The 22,655-nt window shown below is 71.5% G+C and carries 19 protein-coding genes; 11 read left to right on the top strand and 8 right to left on the bottom strand.

Annotation, left to right across the window (positions count from 1 at the left end):
• Window positions 1-5: 5 nt before the first annotated feature.
• From nuoL to EG812_RS22725, 4 genes are all read left to right on the top strand, one after another.
• Window positions 6-1,964, top strand: a complete 1,959-nt coding sequence (gene nuoL / locus EG812_RS22710) for an NADH-quinone oxidoreductase subunit L (protein WP_126712696.1) — start codon at window positions 6-8, stop codon at window positions 1,962-1,964.
• Window positions 1,965-2,064: 100 nt separating this feature from the next.
• Window positions 2,065-3,588, top strand: coding sequence for an NADH-quinone oxidoreductase subunit M (locus tag EG812_RS22715; RefSeq protein WP_013731030.1), 1,524 nt, complete (start codon window positions 2,065-2,067; stop codon window positions 3,586-3,588).
• A 52-nt stretch (window positions 3,589-3,640) separates the two neighbouring features.
• On the top strand, window positions 3,641-5,191 hold the full coding sequence (nuoN, locus tag EG812_RS22720) for an NADH-quinone oxidoreductase subunit NuoN (protein WP_013731031.1): 1,551 nt from the start codon (window positions 3,641-3,643) through the stop codon (window positions 5,189-5,191).
• Window positions 5,192-5,298: 107 nt separating this feature from the next.
• On the top strand, window positions 5,299-6,366 hold the full coding sequence (locus EG812_RS22725; RefSeq protein ID WP_126712755.1) for a polyprenyl synthetase family protein: 1,068 nt from the start codon (window positions 5,299-5,301) through the stop codon (window positions 6,364-6,366).
• Window positions 6,367-6,391: 25 nt separating this feature from the next.
• Here EG812_RS22725 and EG812_RS22730 read toward each other — a convergent pair whose 3' ends face one another.
• On the bottom strand, window positions 6,392-7,594 hold the full coding sequence (locus EG812_RS22730; RefSeq protein WP_126712697.1) for an MFS transporter: 1,203 nt from the start codon (window positions 7,592-7,594) through the stop codon (window positions 6,392-6,394).
• Window positions 7,595-7,748: 154 nt separating this feature from the next.
• On the opposite strand from EG812_RS22730, the gene EG812_RS22735 reads away from it, so the two are divergent.
• Window positions 7,749-8,531, top strand: a complete 783-nt coding sequence (locus EG812_RS22735) for an IclR family transcriptional regulator (RefSeq protein WP_013731034.1) — start codon at window positions 7,749-7,751, stop codon at window positions 8,529-8,531.
• A 75-nt stretch (window positions 8,532-8,606) separates the two neighbouring features.
• Here the strand turns inward: EG812_RS22735 and EG812_RS22740 are convergent, their stop codons facing one another.
• Entirely contained in the window at window positions 8,607-10,718 is a 2,112-nt protein-coding gene (locus tag EG812_RS22740) for a PhoX family protein (RefSeq protein ID WP_126712698.1), read from the bottom strand.
• A gap of 243 nt (window positions 10,719-10,961) precedes the next feature.
• Between EG812_RS22740 and EG812_RS22745 the strand changes: the two genes are divergently transcribed.
• Window positions 10,962-11,456 (top strand): sigma-70 family RNA polymerase sigma factor, encoded by a 495-nt coding sequence (locus tag EG812_RS22745; protein WP_232510732.1) that lies wholly within the window; start codon window positions 10,962-10,964, stop codon window positions 11,454-11,456.
• Window positions 11,453-12,145, top strand: a complete 693-nt coding sequence (locus tag EG812_RS22750; RefSeq protein ID WP_013731037.1) for an anti-sigma factor family protein — start codon at window positions 11,453-11,455, stop codon at window positions 12,143-12,145. Before EG812_RS22745 ends, EG812_RS22750 begins: the two co-directional genes overlap by 4 nt.
• A gap of 7 nt (window positions 12,146-12,152) precedes the next feature.
• Here EG812_RS22750 and rarD read toward each other — a convergent pair whose 3' ends face one another.
• The 4 genes from rarD to eccE form a co-directional block, all read right to left on the bottom strand.
• Window positions 12,153-13,073: an EamA family transporter RarD gene (gene rarD / locus EG812_RS22755; protein WP_126712699.1), complete on the bottom strand. Its 921-nt coding sequence runs from the start codon at window positions 13,071-13,073 to the stop codon at window positions 12,153-12,155.
• A 17-nt stretch (window positions 13,074-13,090) separates the two neighbouring features.
• Window positions 13,091-13,570 carry a GNAT family N-acetyltransferase gene (locus EG812_RS22760; RefSeq protein WP_013731039.1) on the bottom strand — a complete coding sequence of 160 codons (480 nt, stop codon included), beginning with the start codon at window positions 13,568-13,570 and terminating at the stop codon, window positions 13,091-13,093.
• Window positions 13,571-13,716: 146 nt separating this feature from the next.
• Window positions 13,717-14,103, bottom strand: a complete 387-nt coding sequence (locus EG812_RS22765) for a phage holin family protein (RefSeq protein ID WP_043719382.1) — start codon at window positions 14,101-14,103, stop codon at window positions 13,717-13,719.
• 13 nt (window positions 14,104-14,116) lie between these two features.
• Window positions 14,117-15,877, bottom strand: coding sequence for a type VII secretion protein EccE (eccE, locus tag EG812_RS22770; RefSeq protein ID WP_126712700.1), 1,761 nt, complete (start codon window positions 15,875-15,877; stop codon window positions 14,117-14,119).
• A 321-nt stretch (window positions 15,878-16,198) separates the two neighbouring features.
• Here eccE and EG812_RS22775 point away from each other — a divergent pair, with 321 nt between their 5' ends.
• Together EG812_RS22775 and EG812_RS22780 are read left to right on the top strand one after the other, a co-directional pair.
• Complete coding sequence (locus tag EG812_RS22775) at window positions 16,199-16,519, top strand: WXG100 family type VII secretion target (protein WP_013731042.1); 321 nt, start codon at window positions 16,199-16,201, stop codon at window positions 16,517-16,519.
• A 21-nt stretch (window positions 16,520-16,540) separates the two neighbouring features.
• Window positions 16,541-16,834, top strand: a complete 294-nt coding sequence (locus EG812_RS22780) for a WXG100 family type VII secretion target (RefSeq protein WP_013731043.1) — start codon at window positions 16,541-16,543, stop codon at window positions 16,832-16,834.
• A gap of 100 nt (window positions 16,835-16,934) precedes the next feature.
• On the opposite strand, the gene mycP is transcribed toward EG812_RS22780, so the two are convergent.
• Window positions 16,935-18,149 carry a type VII secretion-associated serine protease mycosin gene (mycP, locus tag EG812_RS22785; RefSeq protein WP_233579584.1) on the bottom strand — a complete coding sequence of 405 codons (1,215 nt, stop codon included), beginning with the start codon at window positions 18,147-18,149 and terminating at the stop codon, window positions 16,935-16,937.
• Between the two features lie 191 nt (window positions 18,150-18,340).
• Between mycP and EG812_RS22795 the strand changes: the two genes are divergently transcribed.
• Both EG812_RS22795 and EG812_RS22800 read left to right on the top strand, forming a co-directional pair.
• Window positions 18,341-21,313, top strand: coding sequence for an SseB family protein (locus EG812_RS22795; protein ID WP_233579585.1), 2,973 nt, complete (start codon window positions 18,341-18,343; stop codon window positions 21,311-21,313).
• Window positions 21,310-21,675, top strand: coding sequence for a UCP033725 family protein (locus tag EG812_RS22800; protein WP_126712702.1), 366 nt, complete (start codon window positions 21,310-21,312; stop codon window positions 21,673-21,675). Before EG812_RS22795 ends, EG812_RS22800 begins: the two co-directional genes overlap by 4 nt.
• On the opposite strand, the gene EG812_RS22805 is transcribed toward EG812_RS22800, so the two are convergent.
• Window positions 21,676-22,608, bottom strand: a complete 933-nt coding sequence (locus tag EG812_RS22805; protein WP_126712703.1) for an alpha/beta fold hydrolase — start codon at window positions 22,606-22,608, stop codon at window positions 21,676-21,678. It abuts the gene before it with no gap.
• Window positions 22,609-22,655: the final 47 nt, after the last annotated feature.

A 22,655-nucleotide genomic window follows, 5' to 3' on the forward strand; every position in this document is an offset into this window, starting at 1 on the left:
CACCGGTGGACGAAATTCTGACGTACGCCCAGGCTGCTCCGGCCGAGACGGTCTCGTACGCGACGGCCGACGGCCTGCTGAGCAGCGTCTGGCTGCTGGTGGCGATCCCGCTGCTCAGCGCCGCGGTGCTGCTGCTGCTCGGGCGACGGGCCGACCGTTGGGGACACTGGCTCGGCGTCGCCGCCATCGGCGCGGCGTTCGTGCTCGGGTTGAGCTACTTCCTCGGTCTGCGCGGCCTGGAGAACAAGTCGGTCCAGCTGAGCCTCTGGGACTTCATCGCGGTCGGCGGCCTGCACGTCGACTTCGGCCTGCTCTTCGACCCGCTGGCCGGGGTCTTCGTCCTGCTGATCACCGGCGTGGGTTTCCTGATCCACCTGTACGCGGTCGAGTACATGGCGCACGACCCGGGCCGGCGGCGGTTCTTCGCCTACTTCAACCTGTTCGTCGCGGCCATGCTGCTGCTGGTTCTCGGCAACAACTACGTGATGCTGTACTTCGGCTGGGAGGGCGTCGGTCTGGCGTCGTACCTGCTGATCTCCTTCTGGAACACCCGGCCGGCTGCGGCCACCGCCGGTAAGAAGGCGTTCCTGATGAACCGGGTCGGTGACGCCGGTCTGGCCATCGCCATCTTCATCATGTTCGCCACGCTCGGCACCACCCAGTACGACGAGGTCTTCAACGGCGTCGGCGCGCTGGCCGGTGGCACCGTGCTGGTGCTGGGCCTGCTCCTGCTGCTCGGGGCCGCCGGTAAGTCCGGTCAGTTCCCGCTGCAGGCGTGGTTGCCGGACGCGATGGAGGGCCCGACCCCGGTGTCGGCGCTCATCCACGCCGCGACGATGGTCACCGCGGGCGTCTACCTGATCGCCCGGTCCAACATCATCTTCTCGGCCAACACCACCCTGCAACTGGTGGTGGTGAGCGTCGGTGCGCTGACCCTGGTGATGGGCGCGATCATCGGCTGCGCCAAGGACGACATCAAGCGGGTGCTGGCCTGGTCGACGGTGAGCCAGATCGGCTACATGTTCCTCGGTGTCGGCCTGGGTGGCGCGGCGTACGCGCTGGCCATCGTGCACCTGCTGGCGCACGGCTTCTTCAAGGCCAACATGTTCCTCGGTGCCGGCTCGGTCATGCACGGCATGAAGGACCAGGTGGACATCCGCCGCTTCGGTGGCCTCTCCAAGTACATGAAGATCACCTGGTTGACCTTCGGTGCGGGCTGGCTGGCCATCATCGGCATGTTCCCGTTCTCCGGGTACTTCTCCAAGGAACCGATCATCGCCGCCGCGTTCGAGCGGGAGGGCTGGACCGCCTGGCTGTTCGGTGGGGCCGCGGTACTCGGTGCCGCGCTGACCGCCTTCTACATGACCCGGCTGTTCGTGCTCACCTTCCACGGGCCGAAGCGGTGGACCACGGACATCGAGCACCCGCACGAGTCCCCGCCGCTGATGACCATCCCGCTGATCCTGCTCGGCATCGGCTCCCTCGGCGCCGGTTGGCTGCTGGCCACCTCGGTTCCGGACTGGCTGACCGCCACCGCCGGGCTGAGCGCGGGCGAGGCGCACCACGACGCGGTGCTGCCGCACTGGGCGATCGTCGCGCTGTCGCTGGGCGTCACCGTGCTCGGTGCCCTGCTCGGCTGGTTCCTGTTCCGGGGCGGTACGGCCATCGAGCCGCAGCCGGCCGGGGTGCTGGTCACCGCCGCTCGCAAGAACCTCTACACCGACACGGTCAACGAGGCGGTCTTCGAGAAGCCGGGCATCTTCCTCACCCGGGCGCTGGTCTACCTGGACAACCGGGGGATCGACGGGCTGGTCAACGGTCTGGCTGCCGGCGTCGGCGGCGGTTCGAGTCGCCTGCGGCGGATGCAGACCGGCTTCGTCCGGTCGTACGCCACCTCGATCCTGACCGGCGCGCTGCTGGTGGTGGCCGCCTTCCTGGCCGTGCAGGCGGGGTGGTTCGCGTGATCCACCTTCCGGGGTCGGGAAACCGCGCGGCTTTCCCGACACTCTCCCAGGCGGCCGTCGCCGGCGGACCGCGCTTCGACGACGGAGGTAAGGCCGCATAATGTCCGACTTCCCGTTCCTCTCGGTGCTCACCGTGGCGCCGCTGGTCGGCGCAGTGGTGGTCGCCCTCCTGCCGCGTAGCCGGCCGACCCTGGCCAAGCAGGTCGCGCTCGGCTGGTCCCTGCTGGTGCTGGCGCTGTCGATCGTCATGTGGGTGACCTGGCAGGTCGACGGCCAGCGCTTCCAGTTCCGCGAGTCGTACCCGTGGATTCCCAACTGGGGCGTCAACTTCACCTTCGCCGCCGACGGCATCGCGCTTGTCATGCTGATGCTGATCGCGGTGCTGGTGCCGCTGGTGATCCTGGCCTCCTGGCACGACGCCGAATCCTCGAAGCGGTCGGTACCGGCCTACTTCGCGCTGCTGCTCGTCCTCGAATGCACGATGCTCGGTGTCTTCGCCGCCGCCGACGTCTTCCTGTTCTACGTGTTCTTCGAGGTCATGCTGGTGCCGATGTACTTCCTGATCGGCAGCTACGGCGGCCACCAGCGGCAGTACGCGGCGGTCAAGTTCTTCCTGTACTCCCTGGTCGGCGGTCTGTTCATGCTGGCCGCGGTGATCGGCCTCTGGGTGGTCGGCGGCAAGACCTTCGACTGGGTGGCGCTGTCCGAGGTGGACATCTCCACCGGTGCGGAGCGCTGGCTGTTCCTCGGCTTCTTCATCGCCTTCGCGATCAAGGCACCGTTCTTCCCGTTCCACACCTGGCTGCCGGACGCCGGTGGCGCGGCGCCGGCCGGTGCCGCCGCACTGCTCGTCGGCGTGCTGGACAAGGTGGGCACCTTCGGCATCCTGCGCTACTGCCTGCCGCTGTTCCCGGACGCGGCGCAGTGGTTCGCGCCCTGGGCGCTGGCCATCGCGGTGATCGGCATCATCTACGCCGCGCTGCTGGCGGTCGGACAGAACGACCTGAAGCGACTGGTGTCGTACACCTCGATCGCACACTTCGGCTTCATCGGCGTCGGCATCTTCGCCTTCACCACCCAGGCCGGTACGGGTGCGGTGCTCTACATGGTCAACCACGGGCTCGCCACCGGCCTGCTCTTCCTGGTGGTCGGCATGCTGGTCGCCCGCCGGGGCTCGGCCCTGATCAGCGACTTCGGTGGTGCCGGCAAGCTGGTTCCGGTGCTGGCCGGGGTGCTCTTCTTCGCCGGTCTCGCCTCGCTGGCGCTGCCCGGCACCGCGCCGTTCGTCTCCGAGTTCCTGGTGCTGATCGGCACGTTCACGGTGAACAAGCCGGTGGCGGTGATCGCCACGCTCGGCATCATTCTGGCCGCCGCGTACGTGCTCTGGATGGTGCAGCGCACCACGCAGGGCACACTCAACCCGGCGCTGACCGAGATCGACGGGATGAAGCGGGACCTGAACCTCCGCGAGAAGTTCGTGGTCGCGCCGCTGATCGCGCTGATCGTGCTGCTCGGGTTCTACCCCAAGCCGGTCACGGACGTGATCAACCCCGCCATCCAGGCGACGATGGAGGACGTCGGCCGGACCGACCCGGCTCCGACCGTGCAGGAGGCCGCCCGGTGAGCGCGAGGAGTGAGCTTGCGAGCCCCGCAGTCGCGAACGAAAGGCTGGTCTGGTGAACGAGTTTGAACTGCCGCCGATCGACTACGCGGCACTCGCGCCGATCCTGATCATGATGGGCGCCGCGGTGGTCGGGGTGCTGATCGAGGCGTTCGTGCCTCGCCGCCTGCGGCACCCCATCCAGCTGCCGCTGGCGCTGCTGGCGGTGCTCGCCGCGCTGACCATGGTGGTGTTCAACGCCGACAAGCGGCTGATCACCATCGGGGTGATCGCCATCGACGGTCCGACGCTGTTCCTCCAGGGCGGGATCCTGGTCCTGTCGGCGGTGGCGCTGCTGATGATCGGTGAGCGGGCGATCGAGCGCGGTGGCGCGTTCGTCGCCCAGGCCGCCATCACCGCCGACTCGCCGGACGACCGGCGGCAGGCGCAGCACGCCGGCGGTGCCGGCGAGGTGTACCCGCTTGTCACCTTCGCCATCGGCGGCATGCTGATCTTCGTCTCGGCGAACGACCTGCTGACCATGTTCATCGCGCTCGAGGTCTTCTCGCTGCCGCTCTACCTGCTCTGTGCGCTGGCCCGCCGCCGCCGCATCCTGAGCCAGGAAGCGGCGATGAAGTACTTCCTGCTCGGCGCGTACGCCTCGGCCTTCTTCCTGTTCGGTCTGGCCCTGCTGTACGGCTTCACCGCCGGCCTGGGCGACCGCCCGGCCGGGGTCGACTTCGCCACCATCCACGCGGCGGTGGCCAACTCGACGCAGAGCCCGGTGCTGCTCTTCGCCGGTATGGCGCTGGTGGCGATCGGTCTGCTGTTCAAGGCCGCTGCGGCACCGTTCCACGTCTGGACCCCGGACGTGTACCAGGGCGCGCCGACGCCGGTGACCGGCTTCATGGCGGCCTGCACGAAGGTGGCCGCGTTCGGTGCCCTGCTGCGGGTGTTCCACGTCGCCTTCGAGGGTGCGCGTTGGGACTTCACTCCGGTGCTCGGCGTGGTGGCGGTGCTCACCATGCTGGTCGGCGCGGTGTTCGCGGTGACCCAGACCGACATCAAGCGGCTGCTGGCCTACTCGTCCATCGCCAACGCCGGGTACCTGCTGGTCGGCGTGTTGGCGCCGGGTGCGAACGGGCTGTCGGGGACCATGTTCTACCTGGTCGCGTACGGCTTCGCGGTGCTGGCCGCGTTCGCGGTGGTGACTCTGGTCCGGGACGCCGACGGGGAGGCCACCCACCTGTCCCGCTGGGCAGGGCTGGGCCGGCGTTCCCCGCTGTACGCGTCGGTGTTCACCTTCATCCTGCTGGCCTTTGCCGGCATCCCGCTGACCAGCGGCTTCACCAGCAAGTTCGCGGTGTTCGGGCCGGCCCTGGAGGGTGGGCAGGTCTGGCTGGTGATCGCCGGTGTGCTGACCAGCATGGTGCTGGCCTTCCCGTACCTGCGGGTCGTGGTGATGATGTGGCTGTCCGAGCCGGGTGAGTCGACTCCGACGGTCACCGTGCCCGGTGGGTTGACCTCGGCGGCCCTGGTGATCGGCGTGATCGCCACCCTGGTGCTCGGCGTCGCGCCGGGCCCGCTGCTGGATCTGGCCTCCGGCGCCGCCGAGTTCGTGCGGTAGCTGCGGACCCTGCTGACGAGGGCCGGCCCACGACTGTGGGCCGGCCCTCGCCGCGTATCCCCGGTCCGGTGCAGGTAGAGGCCGTGTGGCATGGTGGAGCTGTGGCGATCAGGGGTGGCGAGGGTTCAGGTGTCACCGGCTCCGGTGCCCGCCGGAACCGGCTTGGCGCAGGTCAGTTCGGCGCGCTCGGCCTTCATCTCGCCGACTCTCGCACGGAGGAGTCCGTGCTGGGTCTGCTGGAGGCGGTAGAGGCGGAACTGCGGGACACCGTCGCCAGCGCCGACCCGTTCGTGACCGAGGCGGCCCGCCACCTGGCGGACGCCGGTGGGAAGCGTTTCCGACCGCTGCTGGTGGCGCTGGGCGCGCAGTTCGGCGACCCGAGCCGGGCGGAGATCGTGTCGGCCGCCGTGGTGGTGGAGCTCACCCACCTCGCGACGCTCTACCACGACGACGTGATGGACGAGGCGCCGGTGCGCCGGGGTGCCCCGAGTGCGAATTCCCGCTGGACCAACTCGGTGGCGATCCTGGTCGGCGACTACCTCTTCGCGCGGGCCGCGGACGTCGCGGCCGAGCTGGGCCCCGAGGCGGTACGCCTCCAGGCACGCACCTTCGCCCGGCTGGTGCACGGTCAGATCGCCGAGACCGTCGGGCCTCGGGCCGGCGACGACCCGGTGACGCACTACCTGCGGGTGATCGCGGAGAAGACCGGTTCGTTGATCGCCACCAGCGCGCACTTCGGTGGCCTGTTCTCCGGCGCCACGCCGGAGCACGTGGCGGCGCTGGCCGGCTACGGCGAGACCATCGGGGTGGCGTTCCAGCTCTCGGATGACCTGCTCGACATCGCCAGCGAGTCCACGGAGTCGGGCAAGACGCCCGGCACCGACCTGCGGGAGGGTGTGCCGACGTTGCCGGTGCTCTACGCCCTGGCGGCGGACGACACCGACGCCGCCTCGGTGCGGCTGCGGGAGATCCTGGCCACCGGCGCGTTGACCGACGACGCGCTGCACGCCGAGGCGCTCGGTCTGCTCCGCGAGTCCGCGGCGCTCAAGCGCGCCCGGGAGACCGTCCGCAGCTACGCCGAGGATGCGCGCGCCCAACTGGCGCCGCTGCCGCAGATCCCGGCCCGGCGGGCCCTCGAATCGCTCTGCGACCACATCGCCGACCGCACCAGCTGACCCGCCGTCGATCCTCCGGCACCTCTCAGGCCGGGCGGGTGGCCACCGGGTGGCGCTGGGCGGACAGCAGACGGGTGGCGGTGAGCATCAGCGCGGCGGCGGCGAGCATGGCGACGGCTGCGGTGAGCCACATCGTCGGGTAGCCGGCTGCGGCGGCGAGCGGGCCGAGGGTCAGCGGACCGAGGGCACCGCCGGCGTACACCCCGGTCTGGGTGATCGAGGTGGCGGCCCCCGGCGCCTGCGGATGCAGCTGGACCACGGCGAAGTTCATCAGCCCGGGCCAGGACCAGCCCAGGGCGAAGCCGAGCAGTACGCCGACCACCAGCGGGGCGGAGCCGGCCATCGCGAGCAGGGCCAGCCCGATCGCCCCGACGACGAGATTGCCGGCGATGATCGTGACGTGCCCGCCGGAGCGGCGGTCGGCCAGCCAGCCGAGACCGACCCGGGCCGTGACGCAGGCCGCGCTGCCGAGGGTCAGGGTCAGCCCGGCCAGCGCCGGTTCGAGTCCCCGGTCGACGGCGGCGTCCACCACGAAGGTGCCAAGCGCGCCCGCCGCCCCGGCGGCGAGCGTCGCGGCGATGCCGACCACCACCAGCGGAAACGTCCCGCGCCCGGCACCACGGACCGAGCGGCGTGCGGGTTGCGCCGGCTGCGCCGGTACGGCCGGCAGGGTGGCCAGCGCGGCCCCGGCGGCGGCCACGAACGCCCAGCGCCACCCGACGGTGAGGGCGAAGGTGGGCACCGCGGCCCCGGCCAGCAGGGTGGAGACCGGAATGGCGGCCTGTTTGATGCCGAACGACAGGCCCTGTCGCCGTGCCGGTACGTGCCGGGCGAGCAGCACGTTGCTGGACAGTTGGCCGAGCGCGTTCGCGGTGCCGGACACTGCGAGCAGGGCGAGCAGCACCGGGTACGACCGGGCCAGTACCGCCACCGCGAGCAGGCAGGAGGCGGAGACGAGGATGCCGGCGCGGGCCACCACGGCACCGCCCCAACGCTCCACCAGAGCCCCGGACGGTACGGAGGCGAGCGCGCCCACCCCGAAGTAGACCGCGACGACCAGTCCGAGCCCGGCGGGTGAGAAGTGCAGGTCCTCCCGCATCTGCACGGCGAGACCGCCGACCAGGAAGACCGGCAGGACGCAGGCGATGGTCACCACGACGGCCACCGCGCTGGCTCGGACCGGCCTGGTGGCGGCCGTGGTGTCGGGAAGAGGAGCAGTGTCGGGCATGGTGAGATCAACCTATTCGAGCGCCGACGCGGCGACACAAAGTGCAACCGAGATCACTTCACGTGTGCCGATTACCTGCGTCATCCATCCGATCAGGGATTTCGCCTCGGGCCGCTTTTTCATATGGTGTAAGTCCCTGGTGGCGGAGGTGGTTGTGCGTGACCCCCTGGCGGAGCCTTCGGACCTGATCCGGAGCGTGTCCCGCGCACTGCGAGTGCTCGAGTCGGTCGGTCGTGCCCCACGCGGGCTGACGGTGAAACAGATCGCCCGACGCTGCGAGCTGACCGTGGCCACCACATACCACCTGGTGCGGACCCTCGCGTACGAGGGCTACGTGATCCGTCGGGAGGACGGGACGTACATCGTGGGCCTGGAGGTGGCCGACCGCTATCGCGAGCTGGTCGCCGCGTTCCGGGGTTCGCCGGCGGTCGGGGAGACACTGCGCCGGGTCGCCCTGGAGACCGGCTGGAGCCACTACCTCGGCCGGTTCGTCGGCGGGCAGGTCGCCATCACCGCCGTCGCGGAGGGCCACCGATCGCCCTATCTGGAGGATCTCGTGCCGGGGTTCGACGAGGGCGCACACGCGACAGCTCTCGGCAAGGCCCTGCTCGCCACGCTCACCGCCGAACAACGCCACCGCTACCTGCGCGAGTACGGCATGCGGCCGTTCACCAGCACCACGCTGAGCACCCCGGAGGCGTTCGAGGCCGACCTGGCTGCCGGGGAGCGCCGTGGCATGCAACTGGAGCTGGGGCAGTTCCGCCAGGGGGTGGCGTGCGCGGCGGTGCTGATCAGCCCGGACAAGGACATGGAGCGCCGGACCGTGCTGGCCTGCGCGCTGCCGGCCAGCGAGATGATGACCTCCGCCCGGGTGGTCCGGACGAAGCTGCTCACCGCCGCCCGCGCGATCGCCGACAGCCTCGCCACCGACAACTGACCGCTACAGCCCGACGGCCCCCGTCCTGGTGGGACGAGGGCCGTGGGAGCGGCCGGCGCGGATGCCGGGGCGGGGTCAGCTACCGACCGGTCCGCCGTCCAGCCGCCAGGTGACCACCACGCCCGGCTTGGCGTAGTCGCCGTCCGGCCAGGTGGAGGCCGGGTTGTCGACCGTGGCACCGGTGATCTCACCCGGGTGCTGCACGGCCACGAAGAGGGAGCGGTTGTCGCCGGTGACGAACGGCCCGCAGGTCTCCGCGCCACGCGGCACGGTGAGGAACTGCTTCAGGTGGCCGCGTTCCGGGCCCTCGGTGGCGGTGGCGAAGAGGCCGTCGTTGCTGCCCAGCGCGTTGCCGTCGGTGGAGATCCAGAGGTTGCCGGTGGCATCGAAGGCCACGTTGTCCGGGCAGGAGATCGGGGAGACCCTGGTCTTGTCGTACCCGGCGAAGTAGGTCGACGGGTCCGCCGGATCGCCGCAGACGATCGGCAGTGACCAGGTGAACGTCTCGGCGGTGTGATCCGTCCGGTCCTCGACCAGTTCCAGGATCTGGCCGTGCCGGTTGGCGGTGCGCGGGTTGGCCTCGTCTGGTATCGGGTTGCTGCCGACACCACGGTTGGTGTTGTTGGTCAGCGCGACGTACACCTTGCCGGTGTGCAGGCTCGGCTCGACGTCCTCCGGACGGTCCATCTTGGTCGCACCGACCTGGTCTCCGGCGAGCCGGGTGAAGGTGAGCACCTCGGCGGCGCTCATGCCGTCCACGTACGACCGGTTGCCGCTGACCAGCTTGATCCAGCGGCCACCGCCGTTGAACGCGCCGTCGCTGGGCAGCGTGCCGGAGCCGTCGATCTCGGCGGCGCTGGTCTGGTCGAGTTGGGCGACGTAGAGGGTGCCCGACTCCAGCAGGGTCAGGTTGTGCTTGCGGGCGACCCAGGAGTCACCCGTCATGAACTTCTTGTCGGAGACGAACTTGTAGAGGTAGTCGAAGCGCTCGTCGTCGCCCATGTAGACGACCACGTGACCGCTGCGAGCCACGATGACGTTGGCGCCCTCGTGCTTGAACCGGCCCAGCGCGGTGTGCTTGCGGGGACGGCTGTCCGGGTCGTACGGGTCGATCTCCACGATCCAGCCGTGCCGGTTGGCCTCGTTGGGGTGCTTGGCCAGGTCGAAGCGGTCGGCGACGCGTTCCCACCGACGGCTGCCGCTGCGGTAGCGGGCGGTGGTGGTGATGCCGTAGCGCGCCAGCCGGGGCTTGTCGGCCGCCGGCGCGGCGTCACCGCCGACGAAGTACTGGTCGAAGTTCTCCTCGCCGGAGAGCACGGTGCCCCACGGGGTCACCCCACCGGCGCAGTTGTTGAGCGTGCCGACCACCCGGCGGCCCTTCGGGTCGGCGGCGGTCTTCACCAGCGACGAGCCGGCGACCGGGCCGGTCAGCTCCAAGGTGCTGCTCAACGCGTCGACCCGCCGGTTGTACGGGCGGCGGCCCGAACCGGCCACCCGCCACTGACCGGTGCCGGCGACCCGCTCGATCTCCACCACCGACATGCCGTGCGCCGCCATCGCCACCTTGACCTGCTCGACGGTGAGCGCCTCATGGCTGGTGAAGCCGGGGAACATCAGCTCCTCGTTCGTGTACTCGTGGTTGACCACGAGCAGCGCCCGCTTGCCGCCCTTGTCCAGCGGCAGCACGCCGACGAAGTCGTTGTTGTAGCCGAACTGCCTGGCCTGCGCGGCGGCGGTCTGCCTGCGCAGGTCGAAGGCGGGGGCACCGGGCACCACCGGGTCGCCCCAGCGGATCAGCACGGCGTGGTCGTAGCCGTTGGGCACCACGAAGGTGTCCAGGGTGTTCGGGGGGATCGGCTTGAAGGTCAGCGCGCCGGTGCCGATGCCCTTGCCGCCGGTGGGGGTGGTCGGGGGCCGTGCCGGCGAGTTGGTTGCCGCCGAGGCAGCGGCGGGGGTGTCGGGCAGCGTACCGGTGAAGCCGAGCACCATCGCGCCGACCGCACCGGCGCGGACCACACCGCGACGGGAGACCTCCGCGTGCACCAGATCGCCGAAGTACGGGTTGTCGGAGGTGTTGGGTACGGGGTGGTCGCAGGCGTTGGCGCAGCGGTACAGACAGGTCATGGCGTCACGGCTGCCGTGGCGGGTGGTGCCCAGTAGCGGCAGCGGCCGGGGACGGTCGCTCATGAGGGGGAGCCTCCTGGGGTCGGTGCGCACCGGCGCAACCCACCGGCGCGTACCCGCCGGACGCTAGGGGCGCCCGGTGAGCGCGGGTCGGCCACTGTCTGAACCGGCGATGAAATCCGCGCCGGAGGGCAGGTTTGAGCTGGGGCTGAACTGTTGGGGGTGACCGCACGTATCAACCCTCGTAACGCCGAGCCCGCTCGCGGCGAGAGCGAGGAGAGGACCATCAGCGACCACGACGCGGATCTGCTGCGTGCCCTGCATGACGAACATGCCGACGCGCTGTACGCGCACGCGTTGCGCCTGGTGAACGGCGACCGGCAGCGCGCCGAGGACCTGGTGCAGGAGACGCTGCTCCGGGCCTGGCGCCATCCGGAGTCGCTGGACCCGCGACGCGGCTCGGTACGGGCCTGGCTGTTCACCACCGCGCGGAACCTGGCCATCGACGCCTGGCGACGCCGCTCCACCCGGGTCGGTGAGATCTACACCGACGAGCTGCCCGAACCGCCCGAGGTCGTCGACGAGACGGAACGTGCCGTCGAGGCGTGGACGGTCGCCGAGGCGTTGAACCGGCTCAGCCCGTCGCACCGCGACGTGCTTGTCGAGTGCTTCTACCAGGGGCGCTCGGTCTCCGAGGCGGCATCCCGGCTGGGCGTCCCGCCGGGGACGGTGAAATCCCGAACCCATTACGCGCTGCGGTCACTACGGTTGGTCCTTGCCGAGATGGGGGTGACTGGATGAGCCGCTGCGACTTCGCGTACGACGATGGCGCGTACGTGCTGGGTGCCCTGTCTCCCGCGGACCGTGCCGCCTACGAACGCCATCTGGTCGACTGCCCGGCCTGCCAGCAGTCCATCTCCGAGATCGCCGTGCTGCCCGGCCTGCTCGGCCGGCTGGATCCGACCAGCCTGGAGCAGTTCCTGCCGCCGCCGGAGAACCCCCGGGTGCCCGAGCTGCTCAGCGCCGCGCGGGAACGTCGCCGCCGCGAACGGCAGGCCAACCGGCTGCGGTACGCGGTGATCGGGCTGGCGGCTGCCGCGCTGGCCCTGGTCGTCGGCTTCGGTACGGCCACCATGCTGCCCGGGCAGGAGCCGAACGCGCCGCTGGCCCAGGTGCGGATGGTGCAGATGCGTCCGGTGGCGGGTTCCGTGCCGCTGCACGCCGAGATCGGGCTCACCGGCACGAACTGGGGCACCGAGGTCACCATGACCTGCGGGTACGACGAGCGGTCCGGTTACGGCAAGGCGAACGCGTTCCGGCTGGTGGCGCATGCCGCCGACGGTTCGCAGGAGCAGATCGGCTCCTGGCTGGCCGCGCCCGGCGACGATCTGCGGATCAGTGGCGCGACCCGGTTCACCAACGCCGAACTGGTCCGGTTGGAACTGGTCCGGGCCGACGGCACCGTCGTGCTGGCCTACGACGTGCCCTGAGCACTGATCAGCTGACAGCGGCCGGAGACACGGTGACCGGCGGCTGGCGGCGGGTCCGCCGGGCCTGGCGCAGCCCGTCCGCGGTGAAGACGATCAGGGCGAGCCAGACCAGGGCGAAGCCGGCCAGCCGGGCCGGGGGCATCGGCTCGTGGAAGATCAGGACCCCGCAGCCGAGCTGGAGGATCGGGGCCACGTACTGGAGCATGCCCAGGGAGCTCAGCGGGAGCCGGTTGGCGGCCCCGGCGAAGAGCAGCAGCGGGATGGCGGTCAGCGCGCCGGCGATGACCAGCAGCAGGGTGTGTCCCGTCGACACCTGCCCGAACGCCATCTCGCCGGTGGCCGCGAGCCAGCCGAGGTAGCCGAGGGCGGGCAACGCCAGCACTGCCGACTCGACGAACAGACCCTCCGCGGCCGGCAGCCCGAGCTGCTTCTTCACCAGGCTGTACCCGCCGAAGGTGAGCGCCAGGATCAGCGCGATGTAGGGCAGTTGGCCGTAGTCGACGGTGAGTACGGCCACCGCGAGCCCGCCGATGCCCAACGCCCACCACTGGGCCGGACGCAGCCGTTCCCGCAGCACCGCCACCCCGAGCAGGACCACCACCAGCGGGTTGATGAAGTAGCCGAGGGCGGTCTCCACCACCCGGTCGGAGTTGACCCCGTAGATGTAGGTGAACCAGTTCAACCCGATCAGCACGGCGGCCGCGGCGATCCCCGCCAGGGCGCGCGGCCGGCGCAGCAGGGCCCGCAGGAATCCGATGTTGCGCATCGCGCCGAGCAGCAGTGCGACGAACGCCACGGACCAGACCACCCGGTGGGCGAGGATCTCCAGCGGGCCGGCCGGACGCAGCAGCTTGAAGTAGAGGGGAAAGAAGCCCCACATCAGGTAGGCGGCGAACCCGTAGAGATATCCGAGGCGGAGCGGCGTCACGGCTTTACGGTAAGGGCCTAACCGGCCGACTGATCCTTGCCGGTGAGCGGGCTCACTGCCGAGTCGTGACGACGGTCCCACTCCATCCAGCGCTCGCCGTCGACCGTGGTGAAGCCGAGCTTCTGATAGAGCCCGTGTGCGTCGAAGGTGGCCAGCAACATCCGGCGTACGCCCAGGGTGGCGAGATGGTCGCGGACCGCGCCCGCCAGCCAGCTGCCCAGGCCGCGACCTCGCTCGGCCCGGTCGACGTACACGTCGCACAGGTAGCCGAAGGTGGTCCGATCAGTGATCACCCGGGCCACGGCGACCTGGCGGCCGTCGACCGGCCGGTAGACGCCGTACCCGATCGAGCCGGCGAACGCCCGGGTCACCGTCTCCTGGTCCCGCCCGATCGCCCAGTAGGCGTCCGTGCTGAGCCAGTGGTGCACCCGGTCCAGGTCCAGCCGGTCCGGATCGGTGCTGATCGTGAAGCCGTCGTCGCGGGTCAGCGTGAACACCCCTGCGACGGTAGTCCGTACGGCGGTCGGGTTCGGTAGCCAGATCCCGCAATCTGGTCTGCCCAGCCGGACAGGTACCGCTCGTCCGGTGAGCGGCACCTGTCCGGCTGGTCGGTTCGGCGTTGGTGGCCGGTGCGGGGTGGGGGTCAGTCGCGGTCGAGGACGGCGCCGAGGATCCAGGTGACGACGCCGACGAAGAGCGCACCCAGGACGGCGGCCGGCCAGAAGCCGTCCACCTCGAAGGGCAGCCCGACCTGGTCGGCGATCCAGCCGGTCAGCAGGAAGAGCAGACCGTTGACCACCAGCGCGATCAGGCCGAGAGTCAGCAGGTAGAAGCCGCAGCCCACGGTCTTGATGATCGGCTGGAGGACCCCGTTCACCACGCCGAAGATGACCGCCACGAGGACCAGCGTCAGCACCGTTTCGCCGGCCGACGCGGTGTCCAGAGAGATGCCGGGAATGACCAGGGTGGCGAGCCAGAAGGCCACCGCCGTGGCGCCGACCCGGATCAGTAGACCTTTCAGAAAACCCATGGCGGGCATGGTGTCACGGCCGGGCGATGGGCGGTACCCGCTCAGGCGTCGAGTCGCGGGACGGGCGGCCGACCACTTGCGCCTCCAACGCGGTGCCGGCGAGCACCGCCCAGCGCAGGGCACGACGGTTCACCACGGCCACCATGTCGTGCCGGATCCGGGTCAGCCAGTCGGCGGAGTCACCGAGCCCCAGCGCGGCACCGGCGATCCCCGCCTCCGTACGACTCAACGGCTGGAGCACCGCCAGGTCGGACCGGCCGAGCGCGTCCGCGTCGGCGGGCGTCAACTCGTCCCGGACCAGCAGCGTGGTCTGCCAGGCCGCACCCGGCCGGGGACCGCCGGTGGGCGGCGGCGCGTCCAGAACCACAAGCACCGGAGACAGCGGCGTGCCCGGACCGGTCTCGACCTGCCGGCCGGGCGGGAGCAGCGGAATCGGCTCGCCCGGAGTGCCGACACCGCGTACGAACGGCTGCCAGAGCTGTGGACGGGTGGTCTGGACGACGACGCGGCAGCCCAGCGCCATCGCCCGCATGGTCACCAGTTGGGCGGCCCGCACCCCGCCGACGATCATCACGCGGGTGCTCTCCGGCCGGAACAGTCGGACGGTGACCGGGCTGCCGTGCCGGTTCGCGCCCACCACCAGGCCGGCTGAGCCGTACGGCAGCTCCAGCCCCGTGCCCTCGCCGGTCGCGGACGGGACCGGCGGGGCCAGCGGCAGGGTGTCGGCGAAGCCCGGCAGGTGCGCTCCGTCGAGTCGCTGCACCAGCCCACCGGCCGCCGTCACCAGCGCGCGCAGCGCCCTCGCCGCAGCGGACAGCTCGGCGGGCGTCGACGCGCCGATCCGTACGGTCAGGCCGGTGGTCGCCGTCGCATCGGCGTGCAGCGACACCGTCACCGCGGTCGCCGGCAGCTGCAACAGCCGCGACACCAGGTGGCGTGCGGCCTCCGGGGCAGGCCACCGGCGGAGCCGGAACGTGGTCTGCAGCAGCCCACCCGACCGCACGGCCTGCCAGGACTCCCGGACGGGCTGCCCGTCGTGGTGAGCGAGCTCGGCGAAGACGCGCAGCGCCGCCGGCTCACCCAGCGGCCGTACCGTCAGCGGCCGGGCGCGTCGGACGATCCGGCGTACGGTGCTGGCGAGGGTGCTTCGTAACGCCTGCTCCGACCAGCCTTCGGCGCGCGTCACCCGGACGGCCAGCACCGCTCGTTCCCAGCCCGCCACCCGGCCCTGGGTCAGCTGGCGGTACGAGGTGGCCGCCGGGCCGCCACCGGCCCCCGTCACCGGCGTCGCGGACAGCACGAGCTGGACGCGTACCGGCGGACCATCGCCCGGGTCGGCCGGCAGCAGCGAGGCGGGCGAGGGCAGCTGCTGACCGCCGTCACCGAGCAGGTCGGCCCGGTCGCCGAGATCCAGCAGCGCCACCACACCGCCGGGGTCCTCCAGCAGCACGGCCGATGACCCGGCCAGTTCGACCGGATGGCGGACGGTGTCCGGAGCCACCAGGTCGAGCAGCGCCGCCGGTCCGCCGTCCGGGGTGACCGTGCGCCGCCGGGTGGCGTAGCCCAGACCGATGCTCAACCACTCGTACAGCCACCGCCGGCGGACCCGGCACCAGGCGAGGAACAGCAACGCCCCGGCCAGCGCGGCGGCCAGCATCGCGGGCAGACCCCGGCCCAGGGCCGCGACGGGTGCCGCCAGCGCCACCTGGGTGGCGACGATCTGTCCGGCTCGGGGCCGGTGATCTCGCCAGCGGTCGCCGGGCCCGGTCGACACGGTCGCGGGCGTGACCCGCTGCTCGGACGCGGGTGATCCGCCGGGCGATGGGCGTCCAGGCGCGACCGGGACGCCCGTCATCGCCACCGCACCCTCCTCGGCCGGTCACCCGCCGCGACCTGACTGCCGCCCATCGTAGTGAGCTGGGTGGATCCGCGTTGTCCACAGGGGAACGGGACGGGGTAGCACAACAGCGACGGTGCCGCTACCGTCAGCGACGAGACTTCAATGGTCCGATCTCACGGCACGCAGCCCCTCCGGTGCCCGTGGGTGTGCGTTTGCAGGGCCAGCCACGAGCCAGCAGACAAAGGAGACGTCGGGGTGTCCCAGACCCAGGCACAGGCCGCGGTGATGCAGCAGACCGCGGCGAAGTTCGAGCAGGCGGACCAGTCCTTGCAGTCGATGCTCAGCGGGCTGCTGACTCAGCTGGAGGTTCTTCAGCAGGCCTGGCGCGGAGCCGGCGGCCGCTCGTTCGAGCAGGTCAAACAGCAGTGGTCGCAGGATCAGGCGGCGCTGCAGCGGGCGTTGCGCGAGACCGCAGGGGCGATCCGCACCGCCGGCGTGCACTACGACGCGTCGGACGCCGAGGCGGCCAGCCGGGTGTCCGCCACCAACCGCGGCGGCATCCAGCTGCCGCTCTAGACCACCTTCAGGGGGAATCCGATGGAGCACGGTGTGCTGGTCGTCAACTTCGCCGCGCTGCAACAGGCCAGCGCGGACATCCAGCGGGCGTTGAACACGCTCGACTCGCAGCTGGGGCAACTGGAACGCGACGCCGCCCCGCTGGTGGCCAGCTGGTCCGGTGAGGCCCAGCAGGCGTACGAGCAGCGGCAGGCCCGGTGGCGCAACGCCTCGCAGGACCTCCAGGCGATGTTGCGTGACATCAAGCTCGCGGTGGACGAGTCCGCGACCGACTACCTCGACACCGAGAAGAAGAACGTCGGCCTGTTCCGGTGACCGCAAGGCGACGCCGCCCGGACTCCGGGCGGCGTCGCCTATGCACGTGCCGTTGTCCCTCGGCCGAGCGTGACCCCTCAGCCGGGGCGGGCGTCTCTGCTCAGCTCGGGTCGGCGGGACGCCAGCGACGGCGGACACCTCGGGGCACGACCAGGGCCACCAGCACGATGCAGACCACCACCAGCCCACCGACGGTGGCCAACAGGGCGGCCCGCTGCCGTGCGTCCGCCCGCCGGTTCTGCTGGGCGACCAGCGCCGGGTCGGGGCGGTCGTCGGCCAGGGCGATGACCGGGGCGGAGCGGGCCACCGCGCCACCGGCGGTCTCGGTGATGGCCCGATACGGATTCAACACACCCGCGCCGTACCCGTTGCCGGGCGCCGGGTCGGCGGTGGCCAGGAGCCGCCCGGCCACCTCCTCGGCGCTCAACTCGGGGTGGTACTCGCGCAGCAGGGCCGCCGTGGCGGCCACGAACGGGGTGGCGTAGCTGGTCCCTTCGGCCCGATGATGGCCCTGCCCGGGAGCGGCCATCAGCACGTCCGACCCGGGTGCCACCAGATCCACATAGGAGCCGACCTGCGAGAAGTCGGCCCGTACGCCGTCCGCGCCGATCGCGCCGACGCCGAGCACCCCCTCGTACGCGGCGGGGTACGGGCGCGGATCACCGTTGCCGTGCAGGTTGCCCACGGCGGCGACCACGACCACGTCCCGTGCGAGCGCGTAGTCGACCGCGTCGTGTACCGCCGCGTGGTCGGCGTACAGGACGACGGAGAGGTTCACCACGTCGGCGTGGTGGTCGACCGCCCAGCGGATGGCGCGGGCGAAGTCGTCCGGGGCGACCGTGCGACCGGTGCCCTGACCGTCCACGACCTGCTGCTCGCTGACCCGCACCGGCAGGATCCGGGCAGCGGGTGCCAGGCCGCGCAGGCCACTGCCGTCGTGGGGTACGGCGGCGATGATGCTCGCCACCCCGGTGCCGTGGCCGACGCAGTCCCGCGTGCCGTCGCCGCCGGGATCGAGCAGGTCAGTGCCGCCGAGTACGCGGCCGGCGAGCTGCGGGTGACGTCGGTCCACCCCCGAGTCGACCACCGCCACGGTCACCCCGGCTCCGGTCGCCAACGAGTGCAGCCGCTCCGGCGCGTACCGCTGCTGTGGCCAGGGAACCGCGGACACCGAGCGGGCCGGCGCGGGCGGTGTTGCGCAGTTCGGCGCCCTGCCCGCCGCGACCGCCGACGCGAGCGCCACGGTGACCGCTGTCGGGTCCGTCACCATGGCAGGTGCGGCGGTCATGGAAACGGCCAGCAGAGCGGCCGCCATACCCGGAAAAGAGGGACGCGGACCGTACCGGGACATCGACAGCCTCCGTATCGTGTCGACACCGGAACGGGATGTTAGCGGGTCGGGCGATACCGGACCGGATCCCGGCCAGCCTTGTCATTGTGATCTTGGTGTGACCTTGTAGGTTGTAACCGACACCTATGGCCTGGGCCCGGGAGGAGGGGGTGGCCGTGACCGACTGGGAGCCGGCCACCGAGGCGGAAGCCGCACTGCGAGACGCGCTACGCAGCAGTGACCAGCAGCTTTACTTCCGCATCCTGTCCAGCATCGAGCTGCTCCTGCCGATTGCCGTGTCGGCCGTCGCCGGGTCCGCGCCGGTGGGCTGGGGCACCTGGACCACCGGCGGCCGTACCCACGTGCTGGCGTTCACCTCCGTCGAGGCGATGCGGGCGTGTCTGGGCGAGCACGGCGGGTCCGCCCGACGCACCGGCTACGCCGAGTTGGCCACCGGCTGGCCCAACCACGAGTGGTGGCTGGCCGTGAATCCCGGGCTGCCCATCGAGGGTTACCTGCCCGCCTGGTACGTCACCCAACTGTCCCGTGGTGACGTCCGCCTGCCCGGCCGTACCGTCGGTGCCCGAGCCAGGCTGGAGCGGGTCGAGGCGCTGAGCCGCCTCCGCGAATCCGACCCGGGCGCGGCGAATCCGCCCGCGACCGTCGCACCGCCACCCCCGGCCCCGCCGCGCCCACCGATGCCCTCCCGGGGCGTCCCCACACCGTTCCAACTCCCGGAGGTTCCCGTCGCCGCACCGGGCACGGGACCCGGGGCAACCGGCCAACCGGCCGGCGGCCAGGCAGCGGGCTATCCGGGCAGCGGCCACGTCGGGCCGCCCGGCGCAGAACAACGGCCCGGGTACGCCGGCAACCGGCCACGCTCGCTGGGCACCGAGCGCTCGGGTCTCGGCGGTGGCACGCGTACGGATTTCGCCGCCGGCGCGCGGCCGGATGGCACCCTGCCGCCACGCCAGCCCATGCCGGCGCGCGGGGAGGCGTCCGGCCATCCGGGTCACAGCCGGCCGGTCATCGCGGAGCCGCCCGCAGCTTCGACAAACGGTCAGCCCGCAGACGCCGGCACCGAGCAGACGACCCGGCGGTCCTTCTTCGAGCCGGCGTCCAGCCGAGCGGCGTCCCGAACCGAGCGGGCCACCCCGCCTTCCCGATTCGCCCGGAGCGGGCAGCCGTTTCCCCGCCGAGGCGCGGCCCCCGAGCCGGCGACCGATGGCAACACCCGAGCCTTCGACTTCAGCCAGGACGCTCAGGCTGGCAGCGTGCCCCGGCCCGAGTCGAACGGTGAGGCGACGCAGCCCCTGCGGCCGTCCGCCGGCCTGTCGCAGGATCCGACCCAGCGTCTGCGGTTCACCCCGCCGGCTGACCTGACCGGCCCGACACAGGGCGACCCGACCGCCGCGGACGCCACCCAGGCCCTGCCTCGCCGGCAGTCGACGGAACTTGACGAGGGGACGTCCCCGTCGGTGGCGGAACCGGTCTCCAGTCCGCCGGCACCGCGGCGCGGGTTCACGCCGATCGTCATCGAGGGCACCATCATCGAGGCCCGCGACCTGACGACGCCGCCGGAGCCCGACGTCGACCGAGACGCACCGCCCTACGCCTCAGCAGCCGGAACCACGGCGACCGGTACGCCCGCAGCTGCTCCCGTCGACACCGAGCCGACAGCGCCGATCTTCCCGCCGCAGGCCGAGCCGACGACGACGCTGTTCCCTGCGCAGGCTGAGTCGACGACGGTGTTCCCGGCGCAGGCGGAGCAGACGGTGTCGCTGTCTCTGGATCAGGCGGAGCGGACGACGGTGTTCCCGGCGCAGGCGGAGCAGACGGTGTCGCTGTCTCCGGATCAGGCGGAGCCGACGACGCTGTTCCCGGCTCAGACGGAGCCGACGACCACGCTGTTTCCGGCGCAGGCGGAGCAGACGGCGGCGGTACCGACGGTGGCGGATGAGGTGACCGCCCCGGTTCCCGCGCCCGCGCCCGCGCCCGCGCCGGCGAACGGGTCCTCGCTGTTCGACCCGTCACCGTCGCGTACGGCCGCCGACGCCCCGAGCGCCGTCGAGCCGGGCTTCGAGGAGGCTGCGGCGACGACGCAGCGGATGGCCGCCCCCGATGCGGCCGTGTCGTCGTCACCTGTCGATCCCGCCCCGGAGCCGACCGCACCGACGGCGGCCGGGTTCGAGCCCGCCAACGAGGTGGAGGAGAACCTGCTCGCCGCTGCGGGGGCCGCGAACACCGACACGTTCCTGTCGACGCTGCTGCTGGCGTGGGTGCTCATGCCGGTCGCCGCCGACTCCGCCCCGGGCAGCCGCCCCGGCGACCCGGGGTACATCTGGCCGACCGTGGACCTGGACGATCAGACGTTCGTGGTGGTCTACACCTCGTCGCAGCGACTCGCCGACCACGCCGACCCGACAGCCAAGACGATCAAGGTCCGCTTCGTCCAGCTGATTCGCTCCTGGCCCGACCTGTCGTGGTCGTTCGCGGTCAACCCCGGCACCCCGGTCGGCGCGAAGCTGCCCGGCGAGCAGATCGTCGGGCTGGCCAACTGGGCAGCGGAGCTGGGGCTCGGCGACGAGAACGAGCCGGAACCGAGCGTCGACAAACCCGCGTCGACAAGCAGTCCACAGAAGACGACGTCCGCGGCCGACCCGACCCGCCCGATCGTGATGCAGAAGGCGATCGCACCCAGTCAACTGGGCTACTACCTGGAACGCGGCTACGACCGGGTCTCCGGCTTCGTGCACCGGGCCACCGAACTGGCCCACCTCACCACGCCGGCACAGCTCTACCGCGCGCTCGGGCTCAACCATCCGGAGTCGCCGTTCGCGCCGGACGCCGAGGAGATCTACGTGTTGCGGTGGCCGGCGCACCGGCCGAGCCTCTACCGCATTCCCTACGGTGGGCAGAACGAAGCCGCGATGCGGGCGATGGAAGGCTGGGTCATCGAACGCGCCCCGTTCCGGGGCAACGGCTTCGCGCCGGGGGAGAGCAGTGAGGTGCTTGCCGAGTTCAAGGTGGACAGCGTCCGGCTGCCACACGGCGCACAGCTGCTCCGTCTCGGTGCGGACGGCACCGAGCGGCTGGTCGCGGTCTTCGACGCCGACACGCTCGGCTGGCGTGAGGTCGGTGAGCAGTGAACCGCGACGGTTACGTGGCCCGCTGGCGCGGCCGGGAGTACCAGGCCAGCCCGGACGGCGGCGACGTGCGGCTGTACCAGGCGGAGCCGGGCGACAGCTTCGTCGAGGTGCGGCCCGGCCGGTACGTCCGGGTGGTGCCGGCCACCGAGGTCGAGGAACTGGCGTACGTGCGTACGACGTGCACCTGGAAGGGGCAGCCGTTCATCGTGCTCGGTGAGCACGATGGTTGGTTGCGGGTCGAGTACACGGGTGGGCGCTGGCCGGTGGCGCAGGCGATGCGGCTGGAGGCCTTCGACTTCGGCGTCTATCAGGGCTGGGCGCCCGTCGGAGAGGTCACCGACCTGCGTGAGCAGCGGGTCTGATCACGACTTCGCCCAGCGCAGGATCTCGCCCAGCACCAGCTCGGTGGCCTCGAGGTGTGGGAAGTGGCCGACCTGGTCCAGCAGCCGCCACTCGTACGGCCCGCTGACGTAACGGCCCGAACCCTGGGCGGTACGCGGCAACGAGGCCACGTCCAGCGCGCCGTGCAGGTGCAGGGTAGGTGCGACAAGCGGTCGCTGCATCAGCTTGACGAACCGGTAGCCGTGCAGCCGCAGCACCGACCGGAACGCCCAGCGATAGCCCTCCAGCGCGCAGAACGCCGCCTGCGGGATCCGCATGGCCTGCCGGTAGCGCCGCGCGTAGTCGGCGAAGTCCGGGCCGGCGACCCAGCGGGGCCCACCCCAGCGGCGCAGGATCTCCTCCACCGCCCGGCCCTCGTCGCGGGTGAGGACATGTTCGTAGCGGGGCAGCTGGAACTTCAGCGTGGGGGTGGACGCGGCGAACTGTCCACGAGGATCGGCGAAGATGGCTGCCCGTAACCGCAGCGGGTGTGGCGCACCGAGCACCACCAGCCGGCGTACCAGTGTGGGATGGAACGATGCCACGGTCCAGGCCACCATGCCGCCGGCACCGGTGCCGACCACTGTCGCCGAGCGTTCACCGAGCGCCCGGATCATCCCGGCGACGTCGGCGGCGAGGGTGTATCCGTCGTACCCCCGGGGTGGTTTGTCGCTGGCGCCGTAGCCGCGCAGGTCGACGGCGACCGCGCGGAAACCGGCGTCGGCGATCTCGGGGAGCATCCGGTGCCAGGCCCACCAGTGCTCGGGGAAGCCGTGCAGGAAGAGCACCATCGGCCCGGTGCCCGCCTCGACGACGTGGAACCGGCTGCCGTTCGCGCCGACGAACCGGTGCGTCCACGGCCCTTCGGTGAGGACGCAGGACTCGTCAACGGCATCGCCGCGCTGCTCGGTCATGACGACAGCCTATGACCCCGCCGCCGGTGGCCCGGTCCGGCGGCGTC

The sequence above is a fragment of the Verrucosispora sp. FIM060022 genome, from assembly GCF_003977705.1.
Taxonomy (GTDB): Bacteria; Actinomycetota; Actinomycetes; order Mycobacteriales; family Micromonosporaceae; genus Micromonospora; species Micromonospora gifhornensis.